This window comes from Ideonella sp. (assembly GCF_036277275.1).
Classification (GTDB): domain Bacteria; phylum Pseudomonadota; class Gammaproteobacteria; order Burkholderiales; family Burkholderiaceae_C; genus Ideonella.
Genome location: NZ_DASUNH010000021.1, coordinates 56,133 through 82,015, shown reverse-complemented (window position 1 = coordinate 82,015; position 25,883 = coordinate 56,133). Strand labels below are relative to the sequence as shown.

Below are 25,883 nucleotides of genomic sequence, written 5' to 3'. Positions count from 1 at the left end.
CCCCGCGCCGCCGAAGACATCACCGGTCGACGGCAGCTCAGGCTCGGTGGCTGTCCGCCACTCGCAGATCCGTCAGCCACTGGGCGAACGCGAGCTCACGGTCCTCGCCGCGCAGCCGCAGCAAGGCCGATGGATGCAGCGTCACCAGCACCGGCAGCCCGTCCGCCCGCGGCAGCCATTGGCCGCGGTTGGCGAGCACTGGCACCGCCTTGCCGAGCAACGCACGGGTGGCCGTGCCGCCCAGGGCCACCACGGCCTTAGGCTTGACCAGGGCGATCTCGCCGTCCAGCCACAGCTGGCAGGCTTCGGCCTCGCGCTGGGCCGGCGTCTTGTGCATGCGGCGCTTGCCGCGCAGCTCGAACTTGAAGTGCTTGACCGCATTGGTGATGTACAGCTCATCGCGCGGCCAGCCCAGTGCCTCCAGCGCACGATCGAGCAACTGCCCCGCCGGCCCGACGAAGGGCCGCCCCTCGAGGTCTTCCTTGTCGCCCGGCTGTTCGCCAACGAGCATCAGCCGCGCCCGCGGCGGTCCCTCGCCCCACACGGTCTGCGTAGCGTGTTGCCACAGCGGGCAGCGTTGACACTGCGCGGCATCTTCGGCCAAGGCTTGCAAGCGAGCGAGCGGTGACGGGGTCGGATGGCGCATTGTCGAGACGCGGCAATCGCAGTGCCCATCTTACGATCACGCCAGTGGCTCAAACGCCGCTTCCGGGCATGGGGAATGGCGTCAGCGGCGCGGATGATCGCTTGGCCCTGCCCATCTCGTATTCGAACTCGATGCGCGTGCCGTCAGGCCTCGTCACGATCCACAGCCCGTCGAATTGGTCCTGCACGTAGTTCCCGGTGGCCTGGCTCTTGTCGGCATATGTCAACGTGGCGCGTCCATCGCGCTTTCCATGCACCCAGTTCATCACGGCCACTCCGCCGTCGGTCCCCTTCCAGGTCGCCTGCCCATGCAGCGCACCGTTCTCCCAAGTGCCTTCGATCCGTCCGTCCGGAAACACATGGACGCCGCGCCCGTGGTGGAACCCGGCGCGCCAACCGCCTTCGTAGCTCTGTCCGTCGATGCGGTGCGTGGAGCCTTGGCCGTCGAGCATGTCGTTCGCCCACTCGCCCTCGTTGACGTTGCCAGCGGGGTCGATCATCTTCCCGCGACCGTTTCTCTTGCCCGCCTTGAAGTCACCGGTGTACTGGGCGCCATCGGCGTAGCGCATGGAGCCTTGGCCGTCGAACATTCCGGCCTTGAACGATCCCGAATAGGTGGACCCGTCACGCAGGGTCATTCGCCCTTGCCCCTCTTGCTGATTGGCCACCCAGTCGCCGTCATAGCTCAGGCCGTGTCCGTCCACGCTTCGGCCTTTCCCATGGGCCTGCCCATGAAGCACCTCTCCTTCATAGCGGCCACCCTCAGCGCTCGAAATGATTCCTCGGCCTTCGAGCAGATCGGCCTTCCACTGGCCCTCCATCTTCGAGCCGTTCGGGTGGCGCCCGATGCCTGTGCCCTCTCGCAAGCCGTTGTTGAAGCCACCTTCGTAGGTGGTGCCGTTTTCGTAGGTGGCACGCCCTGCGCCATGCGGCTGCCCGTGCAGCCAGCCGCCTTCGTACTTGAAGGCCCCCGGGCCTGACACCACCGCCGTTCCAACGACCTCCTGGCCGGCAAATTCGCCTGAAACAGTCTGCCCGGACATCGTTGTCAGCACGCCGCGGCCCTTGGGCATGCCGTCCTTGAAACTGCCTTCGAAGCTGGCGCCATTGCCGGCGTCCATGCGGCCACGCCCCTCCGGCCGTCCGTGGAGCCACCCTCCCTGATAGCGCGAACTGCCCGGTCCCTGGACGGTCACCTCTCCGATCGCATGCCCGTACTCGAACCTTCCCGTGATCGTCTGGCCATTCGAATGGGTCTGCGTGCCGAGGCCGTGACGCCGGTTGTCGCGGAACTCGCCCTCGTAGCGCCCGCCGCCCGCCACCAGTGTCGTCTGGATCCCCCTGCCCTCGTGCTTGCCCGCCACCATCCGGCCCTCATAACGCTGGGCCAAAGCATCATCCAGGAACCACTCCAGCACGCCTTCGCCGTCCGCATAGCCATCCCTGCAACCGCCGGACCACTTGATGCGCTCGTTCGGACGCGGGCTTGGGTTCACGACCTGGCATCCAGGCTCTCCGATCACGGACTCGTTGGCACTCATGGCACCGGTGGAAATGGCGCACAGCGCCAGGAAGACGTAGTGGTCGTTTTTCATGCTTAAGACTCCCTCCCTTGGCGGCGACAGGGCCGCGCCCTTTAGTGATGGGGGCAGATTTTCGCCGAGCGCAGGCTCTTCTTTTAAGGCGTCGGCGTGCCAAAAACCTCCAGCTCTCGGTACGGCGTCGGGTTGTCGATGCCGATGAAGCCGAACTGGCGGGCCGGCGGCTGCTTGAAGCGGAACTGGATCTTCGCGACACCGCTGGCCAGCAGCGCCCCGCCCGCGCGCTCCAGCACGATCTGCGACGCCCGCTCGGCCTTGTTGACGAGGATGTGGTGGAAGTCGCCGAGCTGGGTGAAGACATCTGGCGTGTCGACCGACGACCACCAGACCTCGTAGGCCTGGTGCGAGCGCTCATCGCCGTTGTCGGCCGTCGGCAGGCCCGCGGCGCTGCGGATACGGGTGAGCTCGTAGCCCTTCGGCGCCTGCGCGGTGGCGAGCGTGAAGGTCGTCGTCCAGACGTGGTCCGAGTCGTTCGAGAAGCCCCCCTGCAACCCGTCGTTCAGCAACCCGGGCGCGTGGCTGCCGCCGTAGCCGGTCGTCTCGACGCCGACGAGACTGCTCGCGCCGGCACGCACGAGGTTCGGCTGCGTCTTCCAGGGCGTCGATGTGGTGGTGCTGTAGCGGTCGGCCTGCTGCAGGCCCCAGAAGCGGCCCGGGTCGGGGTTCTTCGGCACCACACCGAGGGCCATCAAGGCCTGGAACCACTGCTCTGCCATCACCGCATAGCCTTCGGCGCTGGGGTGGATGCCGTCCGGATGGGGGTAGGCCAGCATCGGTGTGTACATGTCGACCAGCGACACCCGGTGGCCCTGGGCCTGGTGGCGCGCGACCAGCGCCGGGATCTTCGCGTTCAGCGCGCGAATGTAGGCCTGCGTCGTCTCACTGGCCGGCGCGTTGGCCGGGACGATCTGCGCCAGCAGGATGTAGATATCGGGGTTGAACGCCACGATGCGCGACACCATGTCGTCGAGCCGGTCGACCACGCCGGGAAAGCCGGTCTTCGGGTTGCCCCAGAAGTAGTAGTTCTGCTGCGCGTCGTTGGTGCCGGCGTGGATGGTCACGACCGCCGGGTCCCACGCCTTCAAGCGGGTCTCCAGCGGCGGTGCGTTCCACAAGCCCCTTGCCCGAGGTGATCTGTTCAATGCGGTAGGCAGAGTAGCCGTCTTCGTCGTGGTCGACGAAATCCACCGGGTCGCTCTGCCGCATGTTGCGCGAGCCGACGAAGTTGGGCATGCCCCAAGTGGCGCTCAGCTTGTCGAACAAGGGCCTGCGGAACCCGCCGGTGCCGTCGCCGCCCTCGGTGATCGAGTCGCCGATCGGCATGATGCGCAGGGGCGCGGGCCGGCTCGACTGGGACCACGCGGGCAACGCGAGGCCGAGCAGCAGCGCGGCGGCAATCAGGTGGCGCATCGGTACGACTCCTTCACGGCGAACGAGCGCCGATGGTGCCAGATCGGCAAGGTTCAGGGCGTGTCTGCCAACGCCGGCGGGGCCGGCACCGGCTTGCCGCCAGCCGAGCAGGTGGTGGTGAAGTTGCGCGGCTCCAGCACGCTGCGCACGAACGGCACCACCTCGGCATAGGCCGCTTCGACGTTGTCCTTGCCGACCTCCACGCAGCGCGTGATGCGCTGGGGCACGCCGCGGTCTGCATAGGCCTGGGCAAAGTACTGGCCGTAGTTCGGGTCGTGCACATCGAAGATCGGCCGCTCGCCGTTGTCATCGACCGGGCATTTGGGCAACTGGTCCACGTCGTAGATCGGTGGCGTGGCCGCGTTGTTGTCGTTGTCGAACTCCTGGTAGGCACGGTTGCGGTTCGAGCTCTCGTAGCACTGCGGCTGGATGCGGCCATCGGCCTCCAGGTTCATCCGCTGCTCGTAGGCCATGTGCACCGGCACCAAAGCCTCCAACGGTGCCATGCGCGCCAGTTGCACCGCGCTGCCGGGGATGTTGCGCGCCAGGTCGATGATCACGTCGGGGGCGTCCTGGTGGTACCAGTAGCGATAGGGTTCGCCGTTCGGGCCGACGGGCTTGACGAACTGCGGCCCGCCCTCGGCCTCGAGGTAGCTCGTCTGCGCCTGGACGACATAGGCCCCACGCACGCTCGACGACTTCGACCGCCAGTCGCCGTATTGCGGCTGCGCCGGTTCGTTCAGCAGCGCGTTCAACAAGGCCGCCGAGCCGCGCGACTGGCCGACCAGCACGATCTTGTTCGGGTCGATGCCAAAAGTGCGGCGGTTGAACTTCAGCCATCGCACGGCCGTCGCGATGTCGTTGCTCGGGATCGGGCTGGTGGTCGGCGCCGGCCAGCCGGGCTTGTCATGGCCCGGCGGGCGCTTGACGATGAAACTGCTCAGCGGATGGCGCGATTCGAGCGAGGCGAAAGCGATCCCCGCCTCCAGCACCTTCAGCAGCAGCGCGTCGTACATCACCGAATCCGGCGGGATCTCTTCGCTCGGCCCGTTCGGATGGGCATAGAGCACCAGCGGGATCGGCACGTCGAGCGGGATGTCGGCGCGGCGGTAGTAGTCGAGCTTGCGGGTCAGCGTCTGGGTGCCGGCATCCCAGTCGTTGCCTTCGGTCCATTCGGTCCAATTCAGGGGCGCGCTGCCGTAGCAGTAGTCGTCCCATTTGTTGTAGCTGACGTCGCCGTTGCCGCCTCGCGCAGTCACCGGCGTGGTCAGCGGCAGCTGTGGCGGCAATGTGCTGCAGGCCGTGCCGGCCACCGCATCGGGCGCCGCACTGACCATGGTGCTCGCCAGCCAGGCGGCCAGCGCCGATATCGCCCGGCGCCACGGGACGCTGACGCAAAAGGAACTGAACATCTCGCACCCCCAACGACAGTCGCGGCGATTGTGCCGTTGGCCGATTCGATGTTGGCGTGGGACTTGCACCGGGCCGACGGCGCCGAAAAGCCCGGCCCGGCCGACCGTCCAACGGCCGAACCGCGGGGCTTCTCCTTGGTCTCAGCGCCCCGGTGGCGATGCGCCGCTACCCGGCGCTCCGGCGGCAGCCAGACGCTGCAACTTCATCGCATAGGCGGCCTGCTGTTGCCGCGTGTTGCTGTTCTGCTCGGCTTCGCGCAGGTGCCTGATGGCCCGCTCGCGCTCACCCAGGCGCAGGCAGGCCAGTGCCATCCAGTAGTGGAACTCATGGAAGTCATTCGACATCGCCAGCGCGCGCTCGAACTGCTCGCGCGCCTGCGCATAGTCGCCCGCCTCGTAGGCCCGCAGGCCACGGTTGAAGCTGGCAAACGGCGATTGGGCGCGCAGCCGGGCCAGTTGCTGGTCCACCGCACTGGCCTCGGCCTGGCGTCCCTGCCGACGCAGCAGCAACGCCAGGTTGCTCAATACCTGGGGATGCTCGGCCCGCAGCCCCAGCGCCGCCCGCAGGGCCGCCTCGGCCGGTTGCGGCTGGCCATGGCGCATGTAGACCACGCCCAGCGTGTTGTACAGGTCGGCAAAGCGCGGGTCCTGGGTGATCGCCGTGCGGATCCACCAATAGGCATCGTCGTTGCGGCCACGGGCCAGGGCCTCGGCCGCCTTGTTGTTCATGTACATCGCCACGATGCGTTCTTCGGCGACCGGCACCGTGCGCTGGCGCCGGATGTCGGCCTGGGGCAGGAAGTCCACCGTCCACCAATCGGGGCTTTGCTCGACGGTGCGCACGAGCGGCACCTTCTTGCCGACCGAGACATTGACGTGGCCGACGAACAGCGCCAGGTCGCCGTCGCGCCCCCAGCTGTCGTCGATCTGAACGGCGCGATAGCGCACCGCCAACCCCAACGCCTTGGCAAAGGCGCCGGTCATGATGGCCAGCGACAGGCAATTGCCGGCTCGCGCATCGAAGGCTTCGGCCGCATTGCGGGTGAATTCGGCGTCGTACTCCAGCACGAGCTTCTGGTTGGAGGAGTACAGCGCGTCGATCAGGCCTTGCTGCAGCCCGTGCAGGTTGACCCGGTCGTCGATCTCGTGGGCCAGGTATTGGCGCATCTCGGGGCTGAGCGCGAAGACCTGCGTCGGGTCGATCGGCCGGCCCGGCGGCGCGAACGCCGAATCGAGGAACAGCGATGCGCCGTCCGGGGTCAACGGCACCGGCGCACATGCCGCCAGCCACGCCGCGGCGACGAGCGTGGCGCAGCGGTGCAGCAGCGGGTTCATGCGGGCCATGCGTGCCTGTGACGCGCCGTGCCTATGGCGCGGCAACGCGGCTGCGCCGCAGCCAACGTTCGGTCAGGCCGAAGCCGGCTTCGAACACCAGTGCCAGAGCCGCCGCCGGCAGCGCACCGGCCAACAGCAAAGCCTTGTCGTTCAAGGCCAGGCCGGTGACGATGCGCTCGCCATATCCGCCGGCGCCGATGAAGGCGGCGATCGTCGCGGTGCCGACCGAGATCGTGGTTGCCGTGCGCACGCCGGCCACGATCACCGGCAGTGCCAGCGGCAGCTCGACCGAACGCAGCTGCTGGCCGCGGCGCAGGCCCAGCGCCTGGCCGGCCAGCTTCAGGCCTGCCGGCACCTCGGCCAGGCCGGTGCAGGTGTTGCGCATGATCGGCAGCAGTGCATACAGCGTCAGCGCCAGCAGCGCCGGCAGCGTGCCGATGCGGCCCAGCCACGAGATCAGCACGGCCAGCAGCGCCAGCGAAGGCACCGTCTGCAGCAGACCGGTGGCGCCGAGCACGGCTGAGCGCGCGCCGGCATGCGGCGCCACCGCGATCGACAGCGGCACGCCGACCAGCACCGCCAGCAGCACCGCGGCGGCCACCAGCCCCAGGTGCTGGGCGGTCAGGCGCGGCAGGTCGGGGCCCCACAGCTTGGCCCAGATGCCGCCGTCGGCCGGCGCAACGGCGGGTGCCGTGGCCTGCTGCGCCAGGTGGTCGCGCGCAATCGTGTCGAAGGCCACGCTCTGCAACTCGGCCCTCGCGTTCATCGCGATCATCTGGGCCTCGCCGATGCGCCCCTCCAAGGCCTGCAACGCCGCCCAGGCGGCGGGAAATCGTTTCGGCACATCGAGCCGGTACAGCAGCACCGCGTCATAACGCGGGAAGTGGCCGGCATCGTCTTCGAGCACGCGCAGGCCCAGGTGCTGGATCTTGGCATCGGTGGTGTAGATGTCGATCACGTCGACCTGGCCGCCGGCGATGGCGTCGTAGGCCAGGCCATGGTCGAGCCCGGTCGGCTGCTGTGGCAACCGGTAGCGCGTGGCCAGGCCCTTCCAACCGTCGGCCCGGCCGATGAACTCGTTGCTCAGGCCCAGGCGCAAGCCCGGCTGCGCGGCCAGGTCGCTGAGCTTTCGGATGCCCAGCCGCACAGCGGCGTCCTCGCGCATCGCCAGCGCGTAGCCGTCGTTGAACCCCAGCCGCACGGCAACGCCCAGGCCCAGCGGCTTCAACTGCTCGCGCAACGCGTCCAGCGTCAGCTCGCCCGGGCTTTTCAGGATCTCCAGCGCGATGGTGCCGGTGTATTCGGGGTAGAGGTCGATGCTGCCGGAGCGCAGCGCCTCATAGACGATCGCGGTGTTGCCCAGGCCCTGCTGCACTTCGACACGCGCATGCGGCTGCGCGGTCTGTGCCAGCACCTGGGCCAGGATGTAGGACTCTGTGAAACGCTTCGAGCCGATGCGCAGGGGATCGCCAGCCGCCGCATGGGCTGAAGTGCCGGCCCACCACGGGCCGGCCACCCAGCAAGCCAGGCCAAGACAGAGAAACCGGCACAGTCGGATGAACGTCATGGGCGCCAGCTTCGGCCAAGCGCGCCGCCCGGTCAATGGGCATGCCTTTTGCCGAAGCGTTGAAGGCGCCTTTTGTTCGGCGCCCATCCTATGGAGAACGAGCATGCCCGACAACACCCAATCCCCCGGCGGCCAGGACCGCAAACGCATCAATGTCCACGAAGACTGGGAACTTCGTGACTGGTCACAGAAGTTCGGCGTGACCCCCAACGAGCTCAAGGCGGCCGTGCGCGCCGTCGGCGACCAGGCCGAGAAGGTCAAGGAATACCTGTCGCGCAGCGGCGCCACCCGCTGAGCACGGCTGACCATGCCGCGTGCGATCTGGAAGGGTGCCGTCAGCTTCGGGCTGGTCCACATCCCGGTGGTGCTCTATCCCGCCTCGCAGGAAACCGAGATCGATTTCGACTGGCTGGACAAGCGCACGCTGGATCCCGTCGGCTACAAGCGCATCAACAAGCGCACCGGCCGGGAGATCGACAAGGACCACATCGTCAAGGGCGTCAAGCAGGACAAGGACCGTTACGTCGTCCTTTCCGACGACGAGATCCGCGAGGCCTTCCCGAAGACCACGCAGACGATCGAGATCCAGACCTTCGTGCCGGCCAAGGACGTGTCGTTCATGTACATGGAGCGGCCGTACTACCTGGAGCCCGTCGGCAAGTCCGACAAGGTCTACGCGCTGCTGCGCGAAGCGATCGCCGCCAGCGGGCTGATCGGGATCGCCCGGGTGGTGATGCACAACAAGGAGCACCTGGCTGCCCTGTTGCCGGCCGGCCAGGCACTGATGCTGGCGACCTTGCGCTGGGCCAACGAGATCCGCGACGTCTCGGAGCTGAACCTGCCGCCGGCCGGCAAGGCGGCCGCCAAGCTGAAGGACAGCGAGCTCAAGATGGCCACCCGGCTGGTGAAGGAGATGGCCTCGGACTGGGAGCCGAAGAAGTTCACCGACCGCTTCTCGGACGCGATTCGCGAACTCGTCGCGCGCAAAGCCAAGGCCGGCAAGACGAAGACCGTCGAACCGCTGGAAGAAGGCCCCGCCGAAGCCACCAACGTGGTCGACCTGACCGAGTTGCTCAAGCAGAGCCTGGGCCCGCGCAAGGGCGCAAGCCGCGCCACGAAGACAGGCAACGGGGCCTCGGCCAAGCCGCGAGGCGCGGTGACAAAGAAAGCCGCAACGCCCGCCGCGAAAAAGGCCGCCGCCTCGACCGCCCGTCCACCTCGCAGCCGGCGCCACGCCTGAACTGCGGGCCACGCGCCGCGGTCAACCGACCCGGAAATTCAGGAACTGCCATGGATCTTCCCGGTCGAGGTCTTCGTCGAAGAGGCGTTCGCGCCCCTCCAGCGGCGTCCATGGGCTGTAGACCCCTACCAGCTCGCCCCAATAGGGGTGGATCAGTTCCATCATCTCGTCATACGGCAACTCATCCGGTTCGAGCAGCCCGAGCCGGGGATGGCGCAGCGCCCAGATGATGCCCGCGACGATGGGCGCCGCCACCTGAAGCGAGGTCGCCGAGTTGTACGGGCACAGCCTGCGGGCCTCTTCGATGCTCAGTTGTGAACCGAGCCAGTAGGCACCGCGCTCGTGGCCCATCAGCAGCACGCCCAGTTCGTCGCGGCCGCTGGTGATGCCGTCGCGCACGATGCGCTGCGCCGCCTGTGTGCGCCATTGGCGCGCTGACAGCTCATGCAGTGACAGCACCGCATCGTCGCAGGGGTGGTAGGCATAGTGGACCGTGGGGCGGTAGTGTGGTTGCTCAGCGTCGCCGACCGTCAGGTAGTGGGCGATCGAAATCGACTCGGCATGGGTAATCAAAAAGCCGTCGAACGGCCCTGCCTGTGGAGCCCAGCTTCGCACCCGCGTCGCGGCCCCGGGACGCTTGAGGTAGATGGCGGAGCGGCAACCCGTGGCGTGCCGCGCCCCATCCAACGGAAAGTGGCGCTCGTGCGTCCCCCACCCCAACTCCGCAGGCTGGGTGGCCTCTGCGACAAAGCCCCTGACCGACCAGGTGTTGACGAACTCGCCCTGCGCCTTGCGCCGTTCGTCGACCTGGGTGTCGCGCTCGGCGATGTGAATGACACGCACGCCCAGGTCCTGCGCCAGCCGGGCCCACTCCTGGCGTGACTGAGGTGCCGCTCGCTGGCCGCCGGCCAGGTCGAGCAGTGCACGCTTGACCAGGAACGACACCATGCCCGGATTGGCCCCGAGGGTGATCAGCGCCGTCGGTTGGTCTGCGGCGCCGGCACGCAGGCTCAGCACCTCTTTGCGAAAGGCATAGCCCGTTCGAGCTTCGAGCGACGAGTCGCGGCTGTCGGAAGTTCCACCCCAGGGCTCCGTCGAGGCATCCACGTAGAGGGCGCCGCGGCGCTGGCAAAGTTCAATCAGATCCTTGGTGCCGACATCGACCGACAGATTGACCAGGAAGTCGCCTTCGTTCAAGCGGGGCGCCAGCAACGCCTGGTAGTTGTCTTTCGTCAGTTTGGCTTCGGTGTGAGCCACCCCGAACCGGTCGGCCACCGCCAAACCGCGGCCGGACGGTTTGATGATCTCGATCTGGCGAGCCTCCAGCGCCAGGTGCCTGAACAGCAGCGGCAGCACCGCTTGCCCGATGCTGCCGAACCCCAGCATCACCAGGTGTTTGTCGAGCGTGGCTTTCTTCTGGTGCGGCATGGCTCACACCGCAGGCAACCTTCGTTCCGGGACCGCCGTACAGCACGCGGCCCACACCGACCACGGCAGCGCCGAATTCGCCGTGCATCGCATCAGAACTCATCCACCCGTCTTGCCCCACGCACGGAACGGCGATTGCCTGGACCCGGGATGCTTTTTTGGCTCCCCGCCCGCCGAGCTGACGCCCGCGTCGCCTTCGGCGCTCTTGTCGCCCAACGCACAGGAAGCAACATGATGGAAGAATCGATCGACCTGGCGATCTCGCGGCGTGAACTGCTGATCATCGGAGCCTCGTCAGTGACGGCGACCTCCGCGTCCGCAGCCGACCAGCGCCCACCGGCGCCCCCGACCGCGATGGATCCCGGGCACATGGCCGAGGTGTCCCTCGACGTGAATGGCCAAGCGCACACGCTCAAGCTGGACACCCGGACCACCTTGCTGGATGTGCTGCGCGAGCACCTTCATCTCACCGGAACCAAGAAGGGCTGCGACCATGGACAGTGCGGCGCCTGCACGGTAATCGTCGATGGACGGCGCATCAACGCTTGCCTTTCTCTGGCGGTGATGAACGGGGGAGCACGAATCACGACCATCGAGGGCCTGGGGCAACCTGCGCACTTGCATCCGATGCAGGCCGCGTTCGTCAAGCACGACGGATACCAGTGCGGCTACTGCACGCCTGGGCAGATCTGTTCTGCCATCGCGATGATCGAGGAGGTTCGTCAAGGCGTTCCCAGCCACGTCACGGCGGATCTCACCGTTCGTCCGCTGCTGTCCGCCGAGGAGCTGCGCGAGCGGATGAGCGGAAATATTTGCCGCTGCGGCGCCTACTCCAACATCGCCGATGCGATCTCCGAAGTGGCGGGAGCGACACCATGAAGCCCTTCACCTACGAGCGTGCTTCCACGCCCGTGCAGGCGGCCACTGCCGTGGCGCGGCAACCGATGGCCCGGTTCATCGCCGGCGGCACCAACCTGCTGGACCTGATGAAGCTGCAGATCGAGACACCGGCCCATCTCGTCGACGTGAACGGCCTGGCCCTCGACAAGATTGCACCGACGGCCGACGGCGGCCTGCGCATCGGTGCGATGGTGCGCAACGCGGACCTGGCGTCGGACGAGCGTGTGCGGCGCGACTACGGCGTGCTTGCCAGGGCGTTGCTGTCGGGTGCCTCGGCCCAGCTGCGCAACCGGGCCACGACGGCCGGCAATCTGTTGCAGCGCACCCGTTGCCCTTACTTCTACGACACCAACCAGCCGTGCAACAAACGCCAGCCCGGCAGTGGCTGCGCGGCCATCGATGGCATCAGCCGACAACTGGCAGTCGTGGGCTCGAGCCGTGCGTGCATTGCCACTCATCCGAGCGACATGGCTGTCGCGATGCGGGTGCTGGACGCGGCGATTGAAACGGTACGGGCGGACGGTCGGCAGCGGGTCATTCCGATTGCCGATTTCCACCGCCTGCCGGGCGATACACCCCAGCTCGAAACGGCGCTCGAACCCGGCGAGTTGATCACCGCCGTCACGCTGCCGAAGCCGACAGGCGGCACCCACATCTACCGCAAGGTTCGGGACCGGGCCTCCTACGCGTTCGCGCTCGTGTCGGTGGCCGCCATCGTGCAGCGCGACGGAACGGGCCGCGTCGCGCTGGGCGGCGTGGCGCCCAAGCCCTGGCGCATCGAGGCGGCCGACGCCTTGTTGCCCACGGGCGCCAAGGCCGTTACCGCGCGGCTCTTTGCGGGCGCGCAGCCGACCCGCGACAACGCGTTCAAGTTGCCGCTGGCCGAGCGAACGATCGCCGCCGTGCTGACCCAAGCGAGGGCCTGAGCCATGAAGTTCGACACCCCTGCCACCACCAACCCGATCGACCAGCTCAAGGTGGTGGGCCAGCCCACCAGCCGGATCGACGGGCCGTTCAAGACCACGGGCACCGCCCCGTACGCTCACGAACGCCACGACGTCGCCCCGCATGCCGCCCATGGCTACGTCGTCGGGGCCGGCATTTCGAAAGGTCGCATCGCCGCCATGAACCTGGAGGCGGCGCGCGCCGCACCCGGTGTCATCACGATCGTCACCGCGCGCAACGCCGGCCCGCTCGGCAAAGGCAACTTCAACACCGCCAAGCTGCTGGGCGGGCCGGAGATCGACCACTACCACCAGGCCATCGCCTTGGTGGTGGCGAAAACCTTCGAGCAGGCGCGCGCGGCAGCGCAGCTGGTGCGCGTCGAATACGTTCGCACGGCGGGCCGGTTCGATCTCGCCGCCCAGAAGGACACCGCCCAGTTGCCCAGGTTCATGGCATTCGGGGGCCCGCCGGAGTCGAAAGTCGGCGACTTCGAAGGCGCCTTCCTCGCGGCGCCCGTGCAACTGGACGCCACCTACACGACGCCGGACCAGTCGCACGTGATGATGGAACCGCACGCCACGACGGCGGCGTGGCAGGGCGATGAGTTGACCGTCTGGACCTCGAACCAGATGATCGACTGGAGCCGTGGCGACCTGGCCAAGACGCTGGGCATTCCGAAAGCCAAGGTGCGGCTCGTGTCGCCATTCATCGGTGGCGGCTTCGGCGGCAAGTTGTTCGTCCGTGCCGACGCCTTGCTCGCCGCACTGGGCGCGCGGGCGGCCAAGCAACCGGTGAAAGTGGCACTGCAGCGGCCGCTGATGATCAACAACACCACCCATCGGCCAGCGACGATCCAGCGCATCCGCATCGGCAGCACCAAGGACGGCAAGATCGCCGCGATCGCACACGAAAGCTGGTCTGGCGATCTGCCAGGCGGCAAAGCAGAGACCGCCGTGAATCAGACGCGCCTGCTGTACGCAGCGCCCCATCGATTGACAGCGATGCGGTTGGCTGAGCTCGACCTGCCCGAAGGCAACGCCATGCGTGCCCCCGGCGAGGCCCCGGGCATGCTGGCGCTTGAAATCGCGATGGACGAGATGGCGGAAAAGCTCGGGCTGGATCCGATCGAGTTCCGCATCGCCAACGATACGCAGGTCGACCCGGAAAAGCCGGGCCGCCCCTTTTCGCACAGGCGCTTCATCGAATGCCTGCGCACCGGCGCGCAGCGTTTTGGCTGGGGCCGTCGAAACCCGCGACCTGCGCAGGTACGCGACGGGCGCTGGCTCGTCGGGATCGGCGTCGCGGCGGCCTTCCGCAACAACCAGGTCATGAAGTCGGCCGCGCGGGTGCGGCTCGACAGCCGTGGCGTCGTCACGGTCGAGACCGACATGACCGACATCGGCACGGGCTCGTACACCATCATCGCGCAGACTGCAGCAGAGACGATGGGCGTCTCCCTCGAGAAGGTCTTCGTCAAACTGGGCGACTCCAAGTTCCCGGTGTCCTCCGGCTCGGGGGGACAGTGGGGCGGCAACAGCTCGACGGCAGGCGTCTACGCCGCATGCATGAAGCTTCGCGAGGCCGTGGCCCAAAAATTCGGCGTCTCACCACAGGACGCGGAGTTCGCCGACGGCACGATCCGGGTGGGCGAGCGCACGGTGGCTCTGGCGGACGCCGCTGGCACGGACGGCCTGGTGGCCGAAGACCACATCGAGTTCGGTGAACTTCAGAAGAAGTACCAGCAATCGACTTTCGGAGCGCATTTCGTCGAGGTCGGCGTGGACGCTGCCACCGGCGAGGTTCGCGTGCGCCGCATGCTCGCCGTCTGCGCCGCAGGGCGCATCCTGAACCCGACGTCAGCACGCAGCCAAGTCATAGGTGCGATGACGATGGGCGTGGGCGCCGCGCTGATGGAAGAACTGGCCGTCGACAAGCGGCAAGGATTCTTCGTCAACCACGATCTCGCCGGCTACGAAGTGCCGGTGCACGCCGACATACCGCATCAGGATGTGATCTTCCTCGACGAGACCGACCCGATGTCGTCCCCCATGAAGGCCAAGGGTGTGGGGGAACTCGGCATCTGCGGCGTCGGGGCGGCGGTGGCCAATGCCGTCTACAACGCGACCGGCATTCGCGTGCGCGACTACCCGATCACGCTCGACAAACTGCTCGACCGACTCCCGTCCGTCGCGTGACGGGCACCCAACGGCGCTGCCGCCGACTGGTCACGTCATCCGGGGCTGCCGACCGAGAGAAGTTCTTCCTGCCGTTGTGCGAGCCGGTCGCCAAGGGCTGACAAGTCCAGGTTCTTCGCCCGCACCTTGGGAAACAGCCGCCGTTGTTCTTCATCGACATGGCTGCTGACGAGTTCAGCCAGCAGCCGGATCCTGTCGTCGATTTGCTGCTGCGCGGCGTCGGCCTCCTGGATCTTCGTGATCAACGCCTTGATCGCCGCATGCTCCGCCATCGCTTCCAGAATCAAGGACGAACCGTCCAGCACGGCTTCGGCGGCTGGATAGAAGATCTCTTCCTCGAGTGCCATGTGCACGACCAGGTCGGTGCACAGCCGGTCGATCAGTTCCTTCTTCTGCGGCAACGAGGTCGCGCCCATGTACCGGGCAAACAATTCTTTCACGGCCTCGTGATCCGTCGTCAGGCGCGAAATCGCGTCCAGCGGCTCAAGGCGCGGTGGTACGGGTTGTGCCATGGCCGGCTCCTGAAAAGGATGAACAGGCCCCGATCGCGGCAAGCGCCATGCCCTGCCGCTTGACGCCGCACCGCTCGCAGGCCTGTCTGTGCGCATCGCGCCGGAGCACCAGGCGACTCGGGGCGGCCCTTCGTTTCCTCGAGGGCCGCCGCGCCGCGTCAGCGCACGCGCCCGCGTCGAACCAGGTTCACGATCCCGAGCAGTAGGACGGCGCCGACGAGCGAGACGCCCAGCGCGGCGACGCTGAGGGAGCCCTGGTTGATGGTTCCAGCACCGACCAGCGGCGAGATCAACCATCCGCCCAGCAGCGCACCGACGATGCCGACCACCACATTCAACAGCAGGCCCTGTTGACCATCCGTGCGCATGATCAAGCTGGCAACCCAGCCCACCAGTCCCCCAACGATCAACCAGATGACGAGGTTCATGACAAGACTCCTTCTGATACAGCCAAAGCGCTGTGCCGCCAAGGAGCAAGCCATGTGCCGTTGCGACGCGCGACCGAACGCGGCGGTTTGACCGAGTCGGGGCACGCCGATTGCCTGCCACCTGGCATGAGTTCACGACACCCGAGCGATCCGAAACAGAAGTCTCTCGAACTGATGGTCCAGCTTGCGGTCCTGGACCTGATCGACCACGAGGACAGCCAAGGCTTCGTCCTGCCCATGGTGGAGGACGACGTCCCGCCCAGATTCATCACCGTCGGAACGCGAACGCAGATTCGCCGCTGGCTCGACGAACAACCGGACAATGATGAACAGGCAGCGCCACCCCAGCGCATCGTGGAGCTCGGCAAGCGGGCCCGCCACTGACCCACCGCTTCAGAAGCGCCCGACTGGCGAAGACCGAACCGGCAACATCGAATCGGCAGGGCGGGCCCCGCGTTTTCAGCACACCGCCACGGCCGCCACTTGCCGGAGGTCAAAATGGCCCATCCCGATCGCCGCCGTCACGGCATCTGCCCATGAAGCGAACCGCGCCGATCACCAGCCCCACAGCGAAGCCTGCGTACACCCAACCCAGGCTGGGTGCAGACAGGCGGCGCTCGAAGCCCGGCGTGAATCGGCGCGGCACCACGACCAGGTCGACGACGGCGGCCACGGCCGTCACCGCCACGGCATCGGCGGCTGCAGCCGCCACGCTCGGGCGCTGGTGACGGCGTTGAAGCCACGCGTAGATACTCGACCACAGCAACGACGACGCCTGGTGGATCACCGTCCCCACTACCGTGTATCGAACCGACGGCCCATCGTGCTTCAACGCTTCGTCGTCCCACAGCCAGTGGCTCGGTGCGTTCAAGGCCGAGCACGCGGTCTTGTTGTCGATCCGGCCGCGCCAAGCCAGCAGCAAGCCGGATATCAATCCGGCCGCCAGGCCGCTGGCCACGGCGTGAGCGGCGGTCTGTTCGCGCGTTGGGCGGATGTCGGGCATCGCGGGGCATGAGATGGCGGCTGACGCGGCATCGCAGGCAATCGCCATGCCGGATGGGCGGATGAACGTCCTGATCGTCGGCGCCACGGGCCTGATCGGCGCATCGTTGCGGCGCATGCTGATGCAACGGCAGCACCACGTCGTCGCCGCCCAGCGAAGCGCGCCGTCCGACGGCGGCGCCTGGGTTGCCATCGACATGGCACAGGCCCGCGGCGACGACTGGCATCGCGTCCTGGCCGATGTCGACGTCGTGGTGAACTGCGTGGGGATCTTCAGGGAGAGACCCGGCCAGACCTTCAAAGAGCTGCACCACTTGGGGCCCGTGCGGCTGTTCGACGCCTGTGCAGCGCGGGGCATCCGTCGCGTGGTGCAGGTCTCCGCGCTTGGTGCCGACGAAGCGGCCGAAACCGGGTATCACTTGTCCAAGAGAGCGGCCGATACACATCTGCTGAGCCTGCCGCTGAATGCGGTCGTCGCGCAGCCTTCGCTGGTGTTCTCGCTCGCCGGAGCGAGCTCACGGGCACTGCTGACCTTGGCCAGCCTGCCCGTGGTTCCGCTGCCGGCAGGCGGACGGCAGCAGATCCAGCCCATCGCCATCGACGATCTGGCCGCCGCGCTCGTGGCGCTGGTCGAGGACGAGCCGTTGTTGCCGGCCCGGTTTGGCCGGCGCGTGGCCATGGTCGGGCCTGAACCGGTCAGCTACGGCGACTACCTGCAAGGCCTGCGCGCGGGCCTGGGCCTGGCGCCGGCGAAGACCGTGACCCTACCCAGCGGCCTGATGCGCATGGCGGCCCTGCTCGGCGACGGGCTGGGCAAGCGTTGGCCGAAGCTGCTGCTCGACTCCGAGAGCTGGAAGATGCTGCAGCGTGGCAACTGCGGCGACGCCTCGGCCATCACCTTGCTGCTGGGGCGCAGCCCGCGCGCCGTCGCAAGCTTTGTCGAGCCGGCTTGCGCCGATGCGGCGAGGTACCAGGCCCTGCTCGGATGGTTGTTGCCGATCGCCCGCTCGAGCCTCGCGCTGGTCTGGATCGTCACGGCGATCGTGTCGGTGTTCGTGTATCCCGTTGACAGCAGCTTCGACCTTCTGGCGCGCACTGGCGTGCCGGAAGCCTGGCGGCCAGCGGCGCTCCATGGTGCAGCAGCGCTGGATCTGCTGTTCGGCGCGGCCATCCTGTTCGGGCCGCGCCGCGCGCGCTGGCGCCCGTGGCTGTGGCGAGCGCAGGCGGGGCTGATCGTCTTCTACACCGCCGTCATCACCTGGTTCCTGCCCGAGTTCTGGGCGCATCCCTACGGCCCGTTGCTGAAGAACCTGCCGATGTTGGCACTGATCGGGATCGTGGCGTGGCTTGAACCGGAGCACAAGCAATGACCGAATACCTCCTGACCAAGTGGGTGCACATCCTGTCGTCGACATTGTTGTTCGGCACCGGCATCGGCTCGGCGTTCTACTTGCTGGTGTCCACCTTGCGGCGCGATACGGTTGTCGTGGCGGCCGTGGCCCGGATCGTCGTGCTGGCCGATCTGTTGTTCACGGCAACCACCGCGGTGCTCCAACCGCTGAGCGGCTTCTGGATGGTTCACCTCGGCAAGCTTCCCCTCGATCAACCATGGCTGAAGTGGTCGATCTGGCTCTATGTCGTGGCCGTGGCTTGCTGGCTTCCGGTGGTGTGGCTTCAGATCCGCTTGCGCGACATTGCCGTCGCGGCCGCGGCGCGGCATGAGCCCCTCCCCCGCGCGTATGACCGACTTTTTGCCTGGTGGGTGGCGCTCGGGGTGCCGGCCTTGTTGTCGTTCCTCGCCATCTTCTGGCTGATGGTCGCGAAGCCCACCCTGTAGCCAGCGGCGGTGATCTCAACGCGGCCGGGGCGGACGATGCAAGCATGGGGGATGCGCCCACGAGACTCGCGCAGGCCCCGGCAGGTCTTCATCGAGATGCGGTGAGAGTCGATGGGCCTCGCACCACATCTTGCGATGCCGGCAGGCCATCAGGATCTCTGCCAAGGTCGTGGGGTCGATCGGCTTGCGCACAACGCAGTCGAAGCCTGCCGCCCGGTAGCGCCGCTCGTCGTTGGGGGAGATCTCAGCCGCCAGGCCAATGACCATCGCGCCGGCACCCCAGGCCTCGGCACGGCGCGCCTTGGCCAGGATGTCACAGCCATCCTGGCCCGGCGACTCGAGGTCAAGCAGGACCAGGTCCGGGTGAAACAACTGCCCCACGCGAATGCCCATGTCCCCGCCAAAGCCTACGGCCGTCAGGCATTCGTGCATCTGCAGCAAATGGCTGAGCGATGTCGCCGCCTCGACGACACCGTCGACAACCAATACCCGCGTCACACGCAGGGCGCCAGTCATATCCCGTCTCACAACCGAATTTGTTTGAGGGCAAGTCGAGCAATCGCCATGCCTGCGGAGGACGGGGTAGACCCGACCGGTTCACCCGGCCGGGGCGCGGCCCTGCGGTACAGGGCAGAGCATGAGTTCGACGACGGCGCAGCCGTGCTCAGCCGCCGCAGCCAACGCCTTGCGCCATGGCCGCCTGGAAGCGCTCTTTCAGCTGCGCCGAAGTCAGGTCTTCCTTGTGCGTCGCGATCATCCAGCTGTGACCGAACGGATCGATCACGCCGCCGACACGGTCGCCCCAGAACTGGTCCATCAGCGGCATCATCGGCTTGGCACCTGCGTCGATCGCGCGCTGCACGACCTTGTCGCAATCGGGCACGTAGAAGGTCACCGTGGTCGACGTGCCACCGACGGCCAACGGGCTCAATGCGCCCATCTGCGGCCGCTCTTCGGTCAGCATGAAGCTGGCCGGGCCGACCTGCAGCTGGCAATGCACGACCTCACCGGTCGGGTCGTCCAACCGTTCGACGATCTCGGCGCCGAAGACGCGCTGGTAGAAGGCGATCGCGTCGCTCGCGCCGCGGATGGTCAGGTACGGGATCGCGCCGATCGCGGGCGGTACGGGGGTCACTTTGCTCATGTCGTTCGCTCCTGTTGAATGGGTGAAGCGCGTGGGCGCCTCAGCCACACGACGAAGCCGGCACGGCGAAATCGACAGGGCGCCTGGGAAGAGTTGTAACCGCGACGGCCTTGGTGGCTCGATGGCCGTTCTCCGCGGGGCACGGCCGATGGCGATGGCATCGACCGCACCTCGGGTGGCGAACCGAGTGGGCCCGGCCCCTTACTTGAGTTTGAGACGGTAGATGGTGCCCAAGTCGGCGGTGCCTCCTGTCGTGGTCACCCCGTAAAACTCGCCATTGCCAGCGGCGACCAAGCCACCTACAGGGGCTCGGCCATTCAGAGAATCGGGCCCGAACGAGTAGAGCTGAGTGAAGTCGCCGTCCGCCGTGATGCGGTAGATCGAACCCAGGTCGTACTTTCCTTGGGCGGCCGTGACGCCGTAGAAATAGCCGTCAGCCAGCACGAGACCCGAACGCCCGGTGTAGGTTTCCGGTTTCGCGAAGGCATGGACAAGCGTCACGTTGCCATCAAAGTCCATTCGATAGAAAGCTCCTCCGCCATGGGCGCCACCGCCGCCAGTGACGCCGTACAGAAAGCCGTCGGGTGCCTCCACGAACGAGGAGCTTCCGCAGCCGATCTCGTCGTCACACTTGAAAGCATGGATGATTTCGAAGCTGCCGGCGGGACTCAGTCGATACACGCCACCATCGTCGTACGCGCCACCGCCGGCGGTCCCATAGATGTAGCCGTTGCTCGCCTGGACCATTCGATCCATGCCAGGGGCATAGAGGTTGTCTTTGCGGTAGCTGAACTCGTAGAGCACCGCGAAGTCACCGCTGGCGGACACCTTGAAGATGCTGCCTTCTCCAATGCCCTTGCCGCTGCCCGTCGTCCCGTAGAAGCAGCCGTCACTGGCCTGCAGCAGCGGCGCCCATGGGTAGCCCCCCTCGGGCAGGTCGTAGTTGAACGCATGGACGATCGTGATCTGTCCGGTGGGCGTCATCTGGTAGATGACACCGTCGCGAAAGACACCCCCGCCGCTTCCGCCGTAGTACATCCCATCGGTGCCTTGCACCAGGCCTGATGGATGGACCGGGGCGCGGCGGCGCCTGTCGAACTGGTGCAGCACCTTGAAGTGGCCATTGCGCGTCATCTGGAAGGCGGTGCCGCCGTTGTCGATTTCGCCGCCTTGCCCGGCCACGCCATGCAGCTTGCCGTCCGTCGCGAGGATCAGCCCTGTTCGAGGCCACTGCCCATCTGGCCCTTCGAAGCTGTGCATGGTCTTGACCGACACCAAGCTGGCAAGGTCGCCCGATGGTTCGGCGGCGCGTGCCGGCTGTGCGCACGCCAGGCCTGCAAACAGGCTCATGAAAAGCAGCCCCCGCCGAAGCCGCTCGTGGTCATTGCGTTGCATAAGACCTCCTGAAAATTGGAAGATCAAAGCGGGCCGGCAGATCAAGGTCGGCTCGTTGGCGCTCCGGTCCACACCGGGCGGCAGAGACCGCCAGTTCGATGGCGAACGCCTGTCTATACAGACGGAAAACGAGCGCCAAGTCAGACACCGCATCGCGGCAACGATGCGCCGCTTCGTGCAACACCGTGGCTGGATCGAGGCGCAGATCGAGAAGCACCCGGCGAGCTGCGTCGCACCCTCACCTCGGGGCTGGACCGAGCGCGTGGCCGGAGAGACGCTCGACCGGCGTCAGGCGGTGGCGATCCAGGCAAGCACGAGGCTGTCGCCGTGCCCCGACGAGCCCACTGGGCAAGATTCGACAAGCGTCGGCACCGCCCCACTGCCGAAAAAAGCAACCAAGAGGTCGGGGACCTTCCGGCGCATCGTTTTGTGCGTTAGGTCACACAGGAAATGAACATTTGCTGACGAATGTTGAATGATTCTGTAAGCCAAGAACGGCAAGCTGTGTGCCTATCGACAAGCACCAAAAGAGCGGCCTGCAAACCGCCCTCATGCCAGTCGACCTGCTTTGCCGGAGGGATGTTGTGCTTACTCGCCTCAGTGTTTCTACCGAGGGTGACGATCACCAGTTTGAGCTGCGCTTCGCCTCGTTGTTCGACAAGGGCCGGGCCTTGGCCTTCCCTTGCGACAGCACTGGCCGCGTCAACCTCGATCTGTTGAGTGATCGTGCTCGTAACAACTATTTCCTGGCGCGCTCGGCGATCGGGCGTGAGTTCGCCTGCCCGGACGTGCGACGAAAGTAACCATTCGCTTGTGAGACAAGCGCTGATTGCCCGGCGCACCGGCGCTGCGCCGGGCGGTCAGCCGTCGAACTGGTAGCCTTTGGCGTCATACAGCTGCCAGGCTCCGCCCCCCGTGAGCTCAAGCACCTGGTCGTGGTAGCGCAGCACGGCCGCGCGGTGGGCGACGCTGATCAAGGTGGTTCGGCTGTCACGCAAGCGCTGATAGAGCGCCGCTTCGCTGGCACTGTCCAATGCGCTGGTCGCCTCGTCGAGGATCACGACCTGGGGCTCGCGCACGAGCACCCGCGCAAACGCCATCCGCTGCTGTTCGCCGACCGACAGCAGCTTCTCCCAGTCCTGCACCGCGTCCAACCCACCGACGCGCTCGGCCAGGTCTTCGAGCCGAACTTCCTTCAGGATTTCCAGCAAACGCTCGTCGCTCAGTCCGGTGTCGGGGCTCGGGTAGATCAGTTGGCTGCGCAGCGTGCCGTGCTGCAGGTAGGGTCGCTGCGGCAGGAAGAACACCGTGCCCAGCGGCGGGTGCTGCACCGTGCCCGAGCCGGTGCGCCAGAGGCCGGCGATCGCGCGTAGCAGCGAACTCTTGCCGCAACCGCTGACGCCGGTGATCAACAGTCCATCACCGGGGTTCAGCTGCAGGCTCAATGCCTTCACCAGGAGGCGTTCGGCCTGCGGTGTGTACAAGTCGACGGTATCGAGCATGAAGCAATCGCCTTCACGGCTCTCGATCCATTGCTGCGTGCCTGCAGGTTCTGCCGCACCCGGCACCTTGAGCACCAGCTCGGACAGCGCATGCAGGCGCCCGATACCGGCCACGAAACGACTCAGGCTTTCGAAGTTGTCGACGATCAGGGCCACGGCGCTGAGCACAGCCGCGAAGGCCCCGGCCGCCTGCACGGCCCGCCCCACTTCGAGCTGGCCCGAGAGCACGCCATCGGCCAGGATCACGCTCGGCACGACCAGCGTCAGCTGGCTGAACCCGCGCTGGAACAGGTTCAGCGAGCGCTGCTTCTTGATCAGCTTCATGTAGTTGGCGAACACCGCATCGAACCGCCGTTCGATCTGCTTGCGCTCTTGCGATTCGCCACGGTAGAAGGCGATCGACTCTGCGTTTTCGCGCACCCGCATCAGCCCGAAGCGGAAGTCGGCCTCGCGTCGCAGTTGCCAGAAATTCAGCTGGATCAGCGGCGAGCCGAACACCCACAGTGCGACCACCGTGCCCACGATGGCATAGACCGCGAGGAAGGCGACCAGCGTGCGCGAGATCGACCACAGCACGGCGCTGAACGCCACCAGCTGCATGGCCGAGCCGAGGAAGATCAGAAGAAAATGGATCGAGCGGCCGGTGAAGCTGTTGATGTCTTCGCTGATGCGCTGGTCGGGGTTGTCGATGTCGCCGCTGCTGTTCAGCTCGTAGTACTTGCGCCCGCTCAGGTAGCCGTCGAGAAAGCGACCGGTCAGCCAACGCCTCCAGTGGTTGGAGAACGCATCGCGCATGTAGTAGTAGAAGGCGTAGATCGGCACCGCGAACACCAGAACCGCCAGGCAAGCGCGCACGTTGCTCCAGAAGCGCGCGCCGTCCCTGGCCGACAACGCCGAGGTCATCTCGCCGGCCTGGTTGTTCAGCATCACGGCGAACTGGGTCTCGGCGAGCATCAGCACGACCAACAAGGCCAGCAGGCCCCAGGCGGACTTTCGCTTGTCCCCCAGCCAGTAGGGCTTGGCGACGCTGATGAACTGGCGCCACGCCGCCATCGACAAACCCGGGGGGCGGCGAAAGCGGATGCGGGGTCGTGCCGGCGGGGGTGGCGATGCGGACGGCAACGAGGCACTGCTGGCCGGCGCCGCAGAGGTGGGAATGGGCATCGGGAACAACGCCTTGTGACGGCCCTCGCATGTGGCGACATCGCCAAGGGCATCCTAAAGGCGGGCGTGCAGCACCGGTGTCGGACGACACGCCTGCGGTTTGTCCGATGTCAAGCGCGGACGCGATAGTGGACCGCCATCAACCGGCGCGGTTACGCATCCAGTCCGCCGTGTCGAACAGCGACTTTTCGAGCCGCTCGCGCAGCGCCGGCTCGACATTGCACTCGGCCATCGCCTGGTACATGCAGGCCAGCCATTGGTCGCGCTCGATCTGGCCGATCGAGAACGGCAGGTGGCGGGCGCGCAGGCGCGGGTGGCCAAAGCGCTCGATGTAGTGGCTCGGACCGCCGAGCCAGCCGCACAGGAACCAGAAAAGCTTCTGCCGCGCCGCGTGCAGATCGGAGCCGTGCACGCCGCGCAGCACCGCGTAGGCGGGCTCCAGGTCCATCAGGTCGTAGAAGCGGTCGACCAGCGCCTGCACGCCGGGCTCGCCGCCAAGGCGGTCGAACGGCGTCGGGCCGGGTGGGGGCGCGTCGTCTTCGTCGCGCGCGTTCTCGTCGCCGCTCATCAGGCCAGAAGACGGGTGGCGGCCGCCACCACGCCTTGGGCAGCGGCGCAGCCGGGAAAGGCTTCGAGCAGCAGCTGGCGCCGGGTCACGGCTTCGCGCACTGTCTTGTCGGTGCCGATTTCGCCGAGGAATTCGAGCTTGACCGGCGATTCGAGCCCCGGTGTCACGTAGCGGTCCACCACCTGCTGCAGCTGGCCGCGGATGGTGCGGCCATCACCCGGGCGGGTGACCTGGTTGACCAGCAGGCGGATGTCGCGTCGGCCTTGCGTCGTGGCCAGCACCTTGATCGTGGCGTAGGCATCAGTCAGCGCGGTCGGCTCGGGCGTGGTGACGACCAGCACCTCATCGGCCAGCGACACGGTGTAGAGCACCACGTCGGAAATGCCGGCACCCGTGTCGAGCAGGATGCGGTCGAACTGCGGCCGCACCTTGGCCACCACGTCGACCAGCAGGTCGCGCACCTCGGGCGTCAGGCGCGAGTACTCGACCATGCCGGAGCCGGCCAGCAGCACATGGAAGCCGCCGGGTGCGGGCACGATGGCCTGCTCGAGCGTGTTCTTGCCGGTGAACACATCGTGCAGCGTGATCTTCGGGAACAGGTTCAGCACGACATCGAGATTGGCCAGGCCGAGGTCGGCGTCGAGCACCAGCACGCGTTCGCCCTGGCGGGCCAGTGCCGCGGCCAGGTTGGCCGACAGAAAGGTCTTGCCGACGCCTCCTTTGCCGCTGGTGATGGCGGTGATGCGTGCTCGCTTCTGAGACGGCGGCGGCGCGGCGGCATCCGCCGCGTCGGGCCGGCTGGCGGCGGTGTTCATTCGAATTCCCCGAAGTTCGACGTGCCGAACAGCAAACCCTTTTCTTCAGGGCTGACCAGCGAGACCGGCGTAGGCTCCAGGCAGGTGCGATTGCGGCCCTCGGCCTTGGCGCGGTAGAGCTGCAGGTCGGCGCGTTCTTTCCACAAAGTGGCCGTGGAGCGCACCCACTGCGGCGCGTAGGCGCCCCCCACGCTGACGGTCACGCCCAGCGTCTGTGACGGGCCGATCTTGACGGCCTTGGCCTCGATGCGCAGCCGCACCCGATCGGCCACCGTCTGGCCGAAGGCCGGGGCGCAGTTGGGCAGGATGATCGCGAACTCTTCGCCGCCGATGCGGGCCGGCAAGTCCATCGGTCGCACGGTCTCGCGCAGCACGTCGGCCACCGCCTGGATCACCATGTCGCCCACGGCGTGGCCATGGGTGTCGTTGACGCGCTTGAAATGGTCGATGTCCAGCAGCAACAGCAAGGCCGGTTCGCCGGAGCGGGCGACACGATCGATTTCACGGCCCAGGGCCGATTCGAAGCTGCGACGGTTGGCCAGGCCGGTCAAGGCATCGCGGCTGGACAGGTCGCACAGCGCATCGATCAGCCCCTGCAACCACGCCACGCTGCCCGGTGCGCCGGGCGGCAACGGGTGGCCCGACTGCTGCAGCAGCTGCATCGCCTGCTCCACCCGCAAGGTGGCGCGATCCGGCGCTGGAGAGGGTGCGGTGGCGCTCACAACTGCGTGAAATATGAAGCAGGCCTGGGGGGTTTGGCGCAGTCTAGCAGTGCGGGTTTGGGTCACGGGTGCCGAAATAGCTGGGGGAACCGGGCTCATCTCCAGCCGCCGCGCCG

At 66.9% G+C, this 25,883-nt stretch carries 26 protein-coding genes; 9 read left to right on the top strand and 17 right to left on the bottom strand.

Annotation, left to right across the window (positions count from 1 at the left end; genetic code table 11):
• Window positions 1-37: 37 nt before the first annotated feature.
• The 6 genes from VFY73_RS04825 to VFY73_RS04800 all read right to left on the bottom strand — a co-directional run bounded on the left by VFY73_RS04825 (window position 38) and on the right by VFY73_RS04800 (window position 7,970).
• A complete protein-coding gene (locus VFY73_RS04825) occupies window positions 38-646 on the bottom strand; it encodes a UdgX family uracil-DNA binding protein (protein ID WP_329716783.1) in 609 nt (202 codons plus the stop codon).
• Window positions 647-695: 49 nt separating this feature from the next.
• A complete protein-coding gene (locus VFY73_RS04820; protein WP_329716782.1) occupies window positions 696-2,240 on the bottom strand; it encodes a hypothetical protein in 1,545 nt (514 codons plus the stop codon).
• A gap of 83 nt (window positions 2,241-2,323) precedes the next feature.
• A complete protein-coding gene (locus tag VFY73_RS04815; RefSeq protein ID WP_329716781.1) occupies window positions 2,324-3,331 on the bottom strand; it encodes a GDSL-type esterase/lipase family protein in 1,008 nt (335 codons plus the stop codon).
• A 378-nt stretch (window positions 3,332-3,709) separates the two neighbouring features.
• Window positions 3,710-5,068: a hypothetical protein gene (locus tag VFY73_RS04810; RefSeq protein WP_329716780.1), complete on the bottom strand. Its 1,359-nt coding sequence runs from the start codon at window positions 5,066-5,068 to the stop codon at window positions 3,710-3,712.
• Between the two features lie 141 nt (window positions 5,069-5,209).
• Window positions 5,210-6,403, bottom strand: a complete 1,194-nt coding sequence (locus VFY73_RS04805) for a tetratricopeptide repeat protein (protein ID WP_329716779.1) — start codon at window positions 6,401-6,403, stop codon at window positions 5,210-5,212.
• A 31-nt stretch (window positions 6,404-6,434) separates the two neighbouring features.
• Complete coding sequence (locus VFY73_RS04800; protein WP_329716778.1) at window positions 6,435-7,970, bottom strand: glycine betaine ABC transporter substrate-binding protein; 1,536 nt, start codon at window positions 7,968-7,970, stop codon at window positions 6,435-6,437.
• 103 nt (window positions 7,971-8,073) lie between these two features.
• On the opposite strand from VFY73_RS04800, the gene VFY73_RS04795 reads away from it, so the two are divergent.
• Window positions 8,074-8,265: a DUF3606 domain-containing protein gene (locus tag VFY73_RS04795; protein ID WP_329716777.1), complete on the top strand. Its 192-nt coding sequence runs from the start codon at window positions 8,074-8,076 to the stop codon at window positions 8,263-8,265.
• 12 nt (window positions 8,266-8,277) lie between these two features.
• Window positions 8,278-9,210: a Ku protein gene (locus tag VFY73_RS04790; protein ID WP_329716776.1), complete on the top strand. Its 933-nt coding sequence runs from the start codon at window positions 8,278-8,280 to the stop codon at window positions 9,208-9,210.
• A gap of 21 nt (window positions 9,211-9,231) precedes the next feature.
• Here VFY73_RS04790 and VFY73_RS04785 read toward each other — a convergent pair whose 3' ends face one another.
• Window positions 9,232-10,638 carry a homospermidine synthase gene (locus VFY73_RS04785; RefSeq protein WP_329716775.1) on the bottom strand — a complete coding sequence of 469 codons (1,407 nt, stop codon included), beginning with the start codon at window positions 10,636-10,638 and terminating at the stop codon, window positions 9,232-9,234.
• A gap of 234 nt (window positions 10,639-10,872) precedes the next feature.
• Here VFY73_RS04785 and paoA point away from each other — a divergent pair, with 234 nt between their 5' ends.
• Genes paoA through paoC form a run of 3 tightly spaced genes read left to right on the top strand, consistent with a single transcriptional unit; the run spans window position 10,873 to window position 14,678 of the window.
• Window positions 10,873-11,517 carry an aldehyde dehydrogenase iron-sulfur subunit PaoA gene (gene paoA / locus VFY73_RS04780; protein ID WP_329716774.1) on the top strand — a complete coding sequence of 215 codons (645 nt, stop codon included), beginning with the start codon at window positions 10,873-10,875 and terminating at the stop codon, window positions 11,515-11,517.
• Window positions 11,514-12,464 carry a xanthine dehydrogenase family protein subunit M gene (locus VFY73_RS04775; RefSeq protein ID WP_329716773.1) on the top strand — a complete coding sequence of 317 codons (951 nt, stop codon included), beginning with the start codon at window positions 11,514-11,516 and terminating at the stop codon, window positions 12,462-12,464. Before paoA ends, VFY73_RS04775 begins: the two co-directional genes overlap by 4 nt.
• Before the next feature lie 3 nt (window positions 12,465-12,467).
• Complete coding sequence (paoC, locus tag VFY73_RS04770; RefSeq protein WP_329716772.1) at window positions 12,468-14,678, top strand: aldehyde oxidoreductase molybdenum-binding subunit PaoC; 2,211 nt, start codon at window positions 12,468-12,470, stop codon at window positions 14,676-14,678.
• A gap of 35 nt (window positions 14,679-14,713) precedes the next feature.
• Here paoC and VFY73_RS04765 read toward each other — a convergent pair whose 3' ends face one another.
• Window positions 14,714-15,232, bottom strand: coding sequence for a hemerythrin domain-containing protein (locus VFY73_RS04765; RefSeq protein ID WP_329716771.1), 519 nt, complete (start codon window positions 15,230-15,232; stop codon window positions 14,714-14,716).
• A gap of 116 nt (window positions 15,233-15,348) precedes the next feature.
• Entirely contained in the window at window positions 15,349-15,618 is a 270-nt protein-coding gene (locus VFY73_RS04760; RefSeq protein WP_329716770.1) for a GlsB/YeaQ/YmgE family stress response membrane protein, read from the bottom strand.
• Window positions 15,619-15,672: 54 nt separating this feature from the next.
• Between VFY73_RS04760 and VFY73_RS04755 the strand changes: the two genes are divergently transcribed.
• On the top strand, window positions 15,673-16,002 hold the full coding sequence (locus tag VFY73_RS04755) for a hypothetical protein (protein WP_329716769.1): 330 nt from the start codon (window positions 15,673-15,675) through the stop codon (window positions 16,000-16,002).
• A gap of 109 nt (window positions 16,003-16,111) precedes the next feature.
• Here VFY73_RS04755 and VFY73_RS04750 read toward each other — a convergent pair whose 3' ends face one another.
• The gene (locus VFY73_RS04750; protein WP_329716768.1) at window positions 16,112-16,621 is read right to left on the bottom strand and encodes a hypothetical protein; all 510 of its coding nucleotides are present in this window, start codon (window positions 16,619-16,621) and stop codon (window positions 16,112-16,114) included.
• 61 nt (window positions 16,622-16,682) lie between these two features.
• On the opposite strand from VFY73_RS04750, the gene VFY73_RS04745 reads away from it, so the two are divergent.
• Window positions 16,683-17,990 carry an SDR family oxidoreductase gene (locus VFY73_RS04745; protein ID WP_329716767.1) on the top strand — a complete coding sequence of 436 codons (1,308 nt, stop codon included), beginning with the start codon at window positions 16,683-16,685 and terminating at the stop codon, window positions 17,988-17,990.
• Window positions 17,987-18,457 carry a DUF2269 domain-containing protein gene (locus tag VFY73_RS04740; RefSeq protein ID WP_329716766.1) on the top strand — a complete coding sequence of 157 codons (471 nt, stop codon included), beginning with the start codon at window positions 17,987-17,989 and terminating at the stop codon, window positions 18,455-18,457. The genes VFY73_RS04745 and VFY73_RS04740 overlap by 4 nt, the downstream gene beginning before the upstream one ends.
• Before the next feature lie 15 nt (window positions 18,458-18,472).
• Here the strand turns inward: VFY73_RS04740 and VFY73_RS04735 are convergent, their stop codons facing one another.
• From VFY73_RS04735 to VFY73_RS04725, 3 genes are all read right to left on the bottom strand, one after another.
• Window positions 18,473-18,973 carry a response regulator gene (locus VFY73_RS04735; RefSeq protein ID WP_329716765.1) on the bottom strand — a complete coding sequence of 167 codons (501 nt, stop codon included), beginning with the start codon at window positions 18,971-18,973 and terminating at the stop codon, window positions 18,473-18,475.
• A gap of 148 nt (window positions 18,974-19,121) precedes the next feature.
• Complete coding sequence (locus VFY73_RS04730) at window positions 19,122-19,601, bottom strand: VOC family protein (RefSeq protein WP_329716764.1); 480 nt, start codon at window positions 19,599-19,601, stop codon at window positions 19,122-19,124.
• A 201-nt stretch (window positions 19,602-19,802) separates the two neighbouring features.
• Window positions 19,803-21,068 carry a choice-of-anchor tandem repeat GloVer-containing protein gene (locus VFY73_RS04725; protein ID WP_329716763.1) on the bottom strand — a complete coding sequence of 422 codons (1,266 nt, stop codon included), beginning with the start codon at window positions 21,066-21,068 and terminating at the stop codon, window positions 19,803-19,805.
• A gap of 434 nt (window positions 21,069-21,502) precedes the next feature.
• Between VFY73_RS04725 and VFY73_RS04720 the strand changes: the two genes are divergently transcribed.
• Complete coding sequence (locus VFY73_RS04720) at window positions 21,503-21,799, top strand: hypothetical protein (RefSeq protein ID WP_329716762.1); 297 nt, start codon at window positions 21,503-21,505, stop codon at window positions 21,797-21,799.
• 57 nt (window positions 21,800-21,856) lie between these two features.
• On the opposite strand, the gene VFY73_RS04715 is transcribed toward VFY73_RS04720, so the two are convergent.
• The 4 genes from VFY73_RS04715 to VFY73_RS04700 form a co-directional block, all read right to left on the bottom strand.
• Window positions 21,857-23,551 (bottom strand): ABC transporter ATP-binding protein/permease, encoded by a 1,695-nt coding sequence (locus VFY73_RS04715; RefSeq protein WP_414654397.1) that lies wholly within the window; start codon window positions 23,549-23,551, stop codon window positions 21,857-21,859.
• A gap of 250 nt (window positions 23,552-23,801) precedes the next feature.
• The gene (locus tag VFY73_RS04710; RefSeq protein ID WP_329716760.1) at window positions 23,802-24,230 is read right to left on the bottom strand and encodes a group II truncated hemoglobin; all 429 of its coding nucleotides are present in this window, start codon (window positions 24,228-24,230) and stop codon (window positions 23,802-23,804) included.
• Window positions 24,230-25,045, bottom strand: coding sequence for a MinD/ParA family protein (locus tag VFY73_RS04705; protein WP_329716759.1), 816 nt, complete (start codon window positions 25,043-25,045; stop codon window positions 24,230-24,232). Before VFY73_RS04705 ends, VFY73_RS04710 begins: the two co-directional genes overlap by 1 nt.
• On the bottom strand, window positions 25,042-25,767 hold the full coding sequence (locus VFY73_RS04700; protein WP_414654393.1) for a GGDEF domain-containing protein: 726 nt from the start codon (window positions 25,765-25,767) through the stop codon (window positions 25,042-25,044). Before VFY73_RS04700 ends, VFY73_RS04705 begins: the two co-directional genes overlap by 4 nt.
• Between the last annotated feature and the right edge of the window lie 116 nt (window positions 25,768-25,883).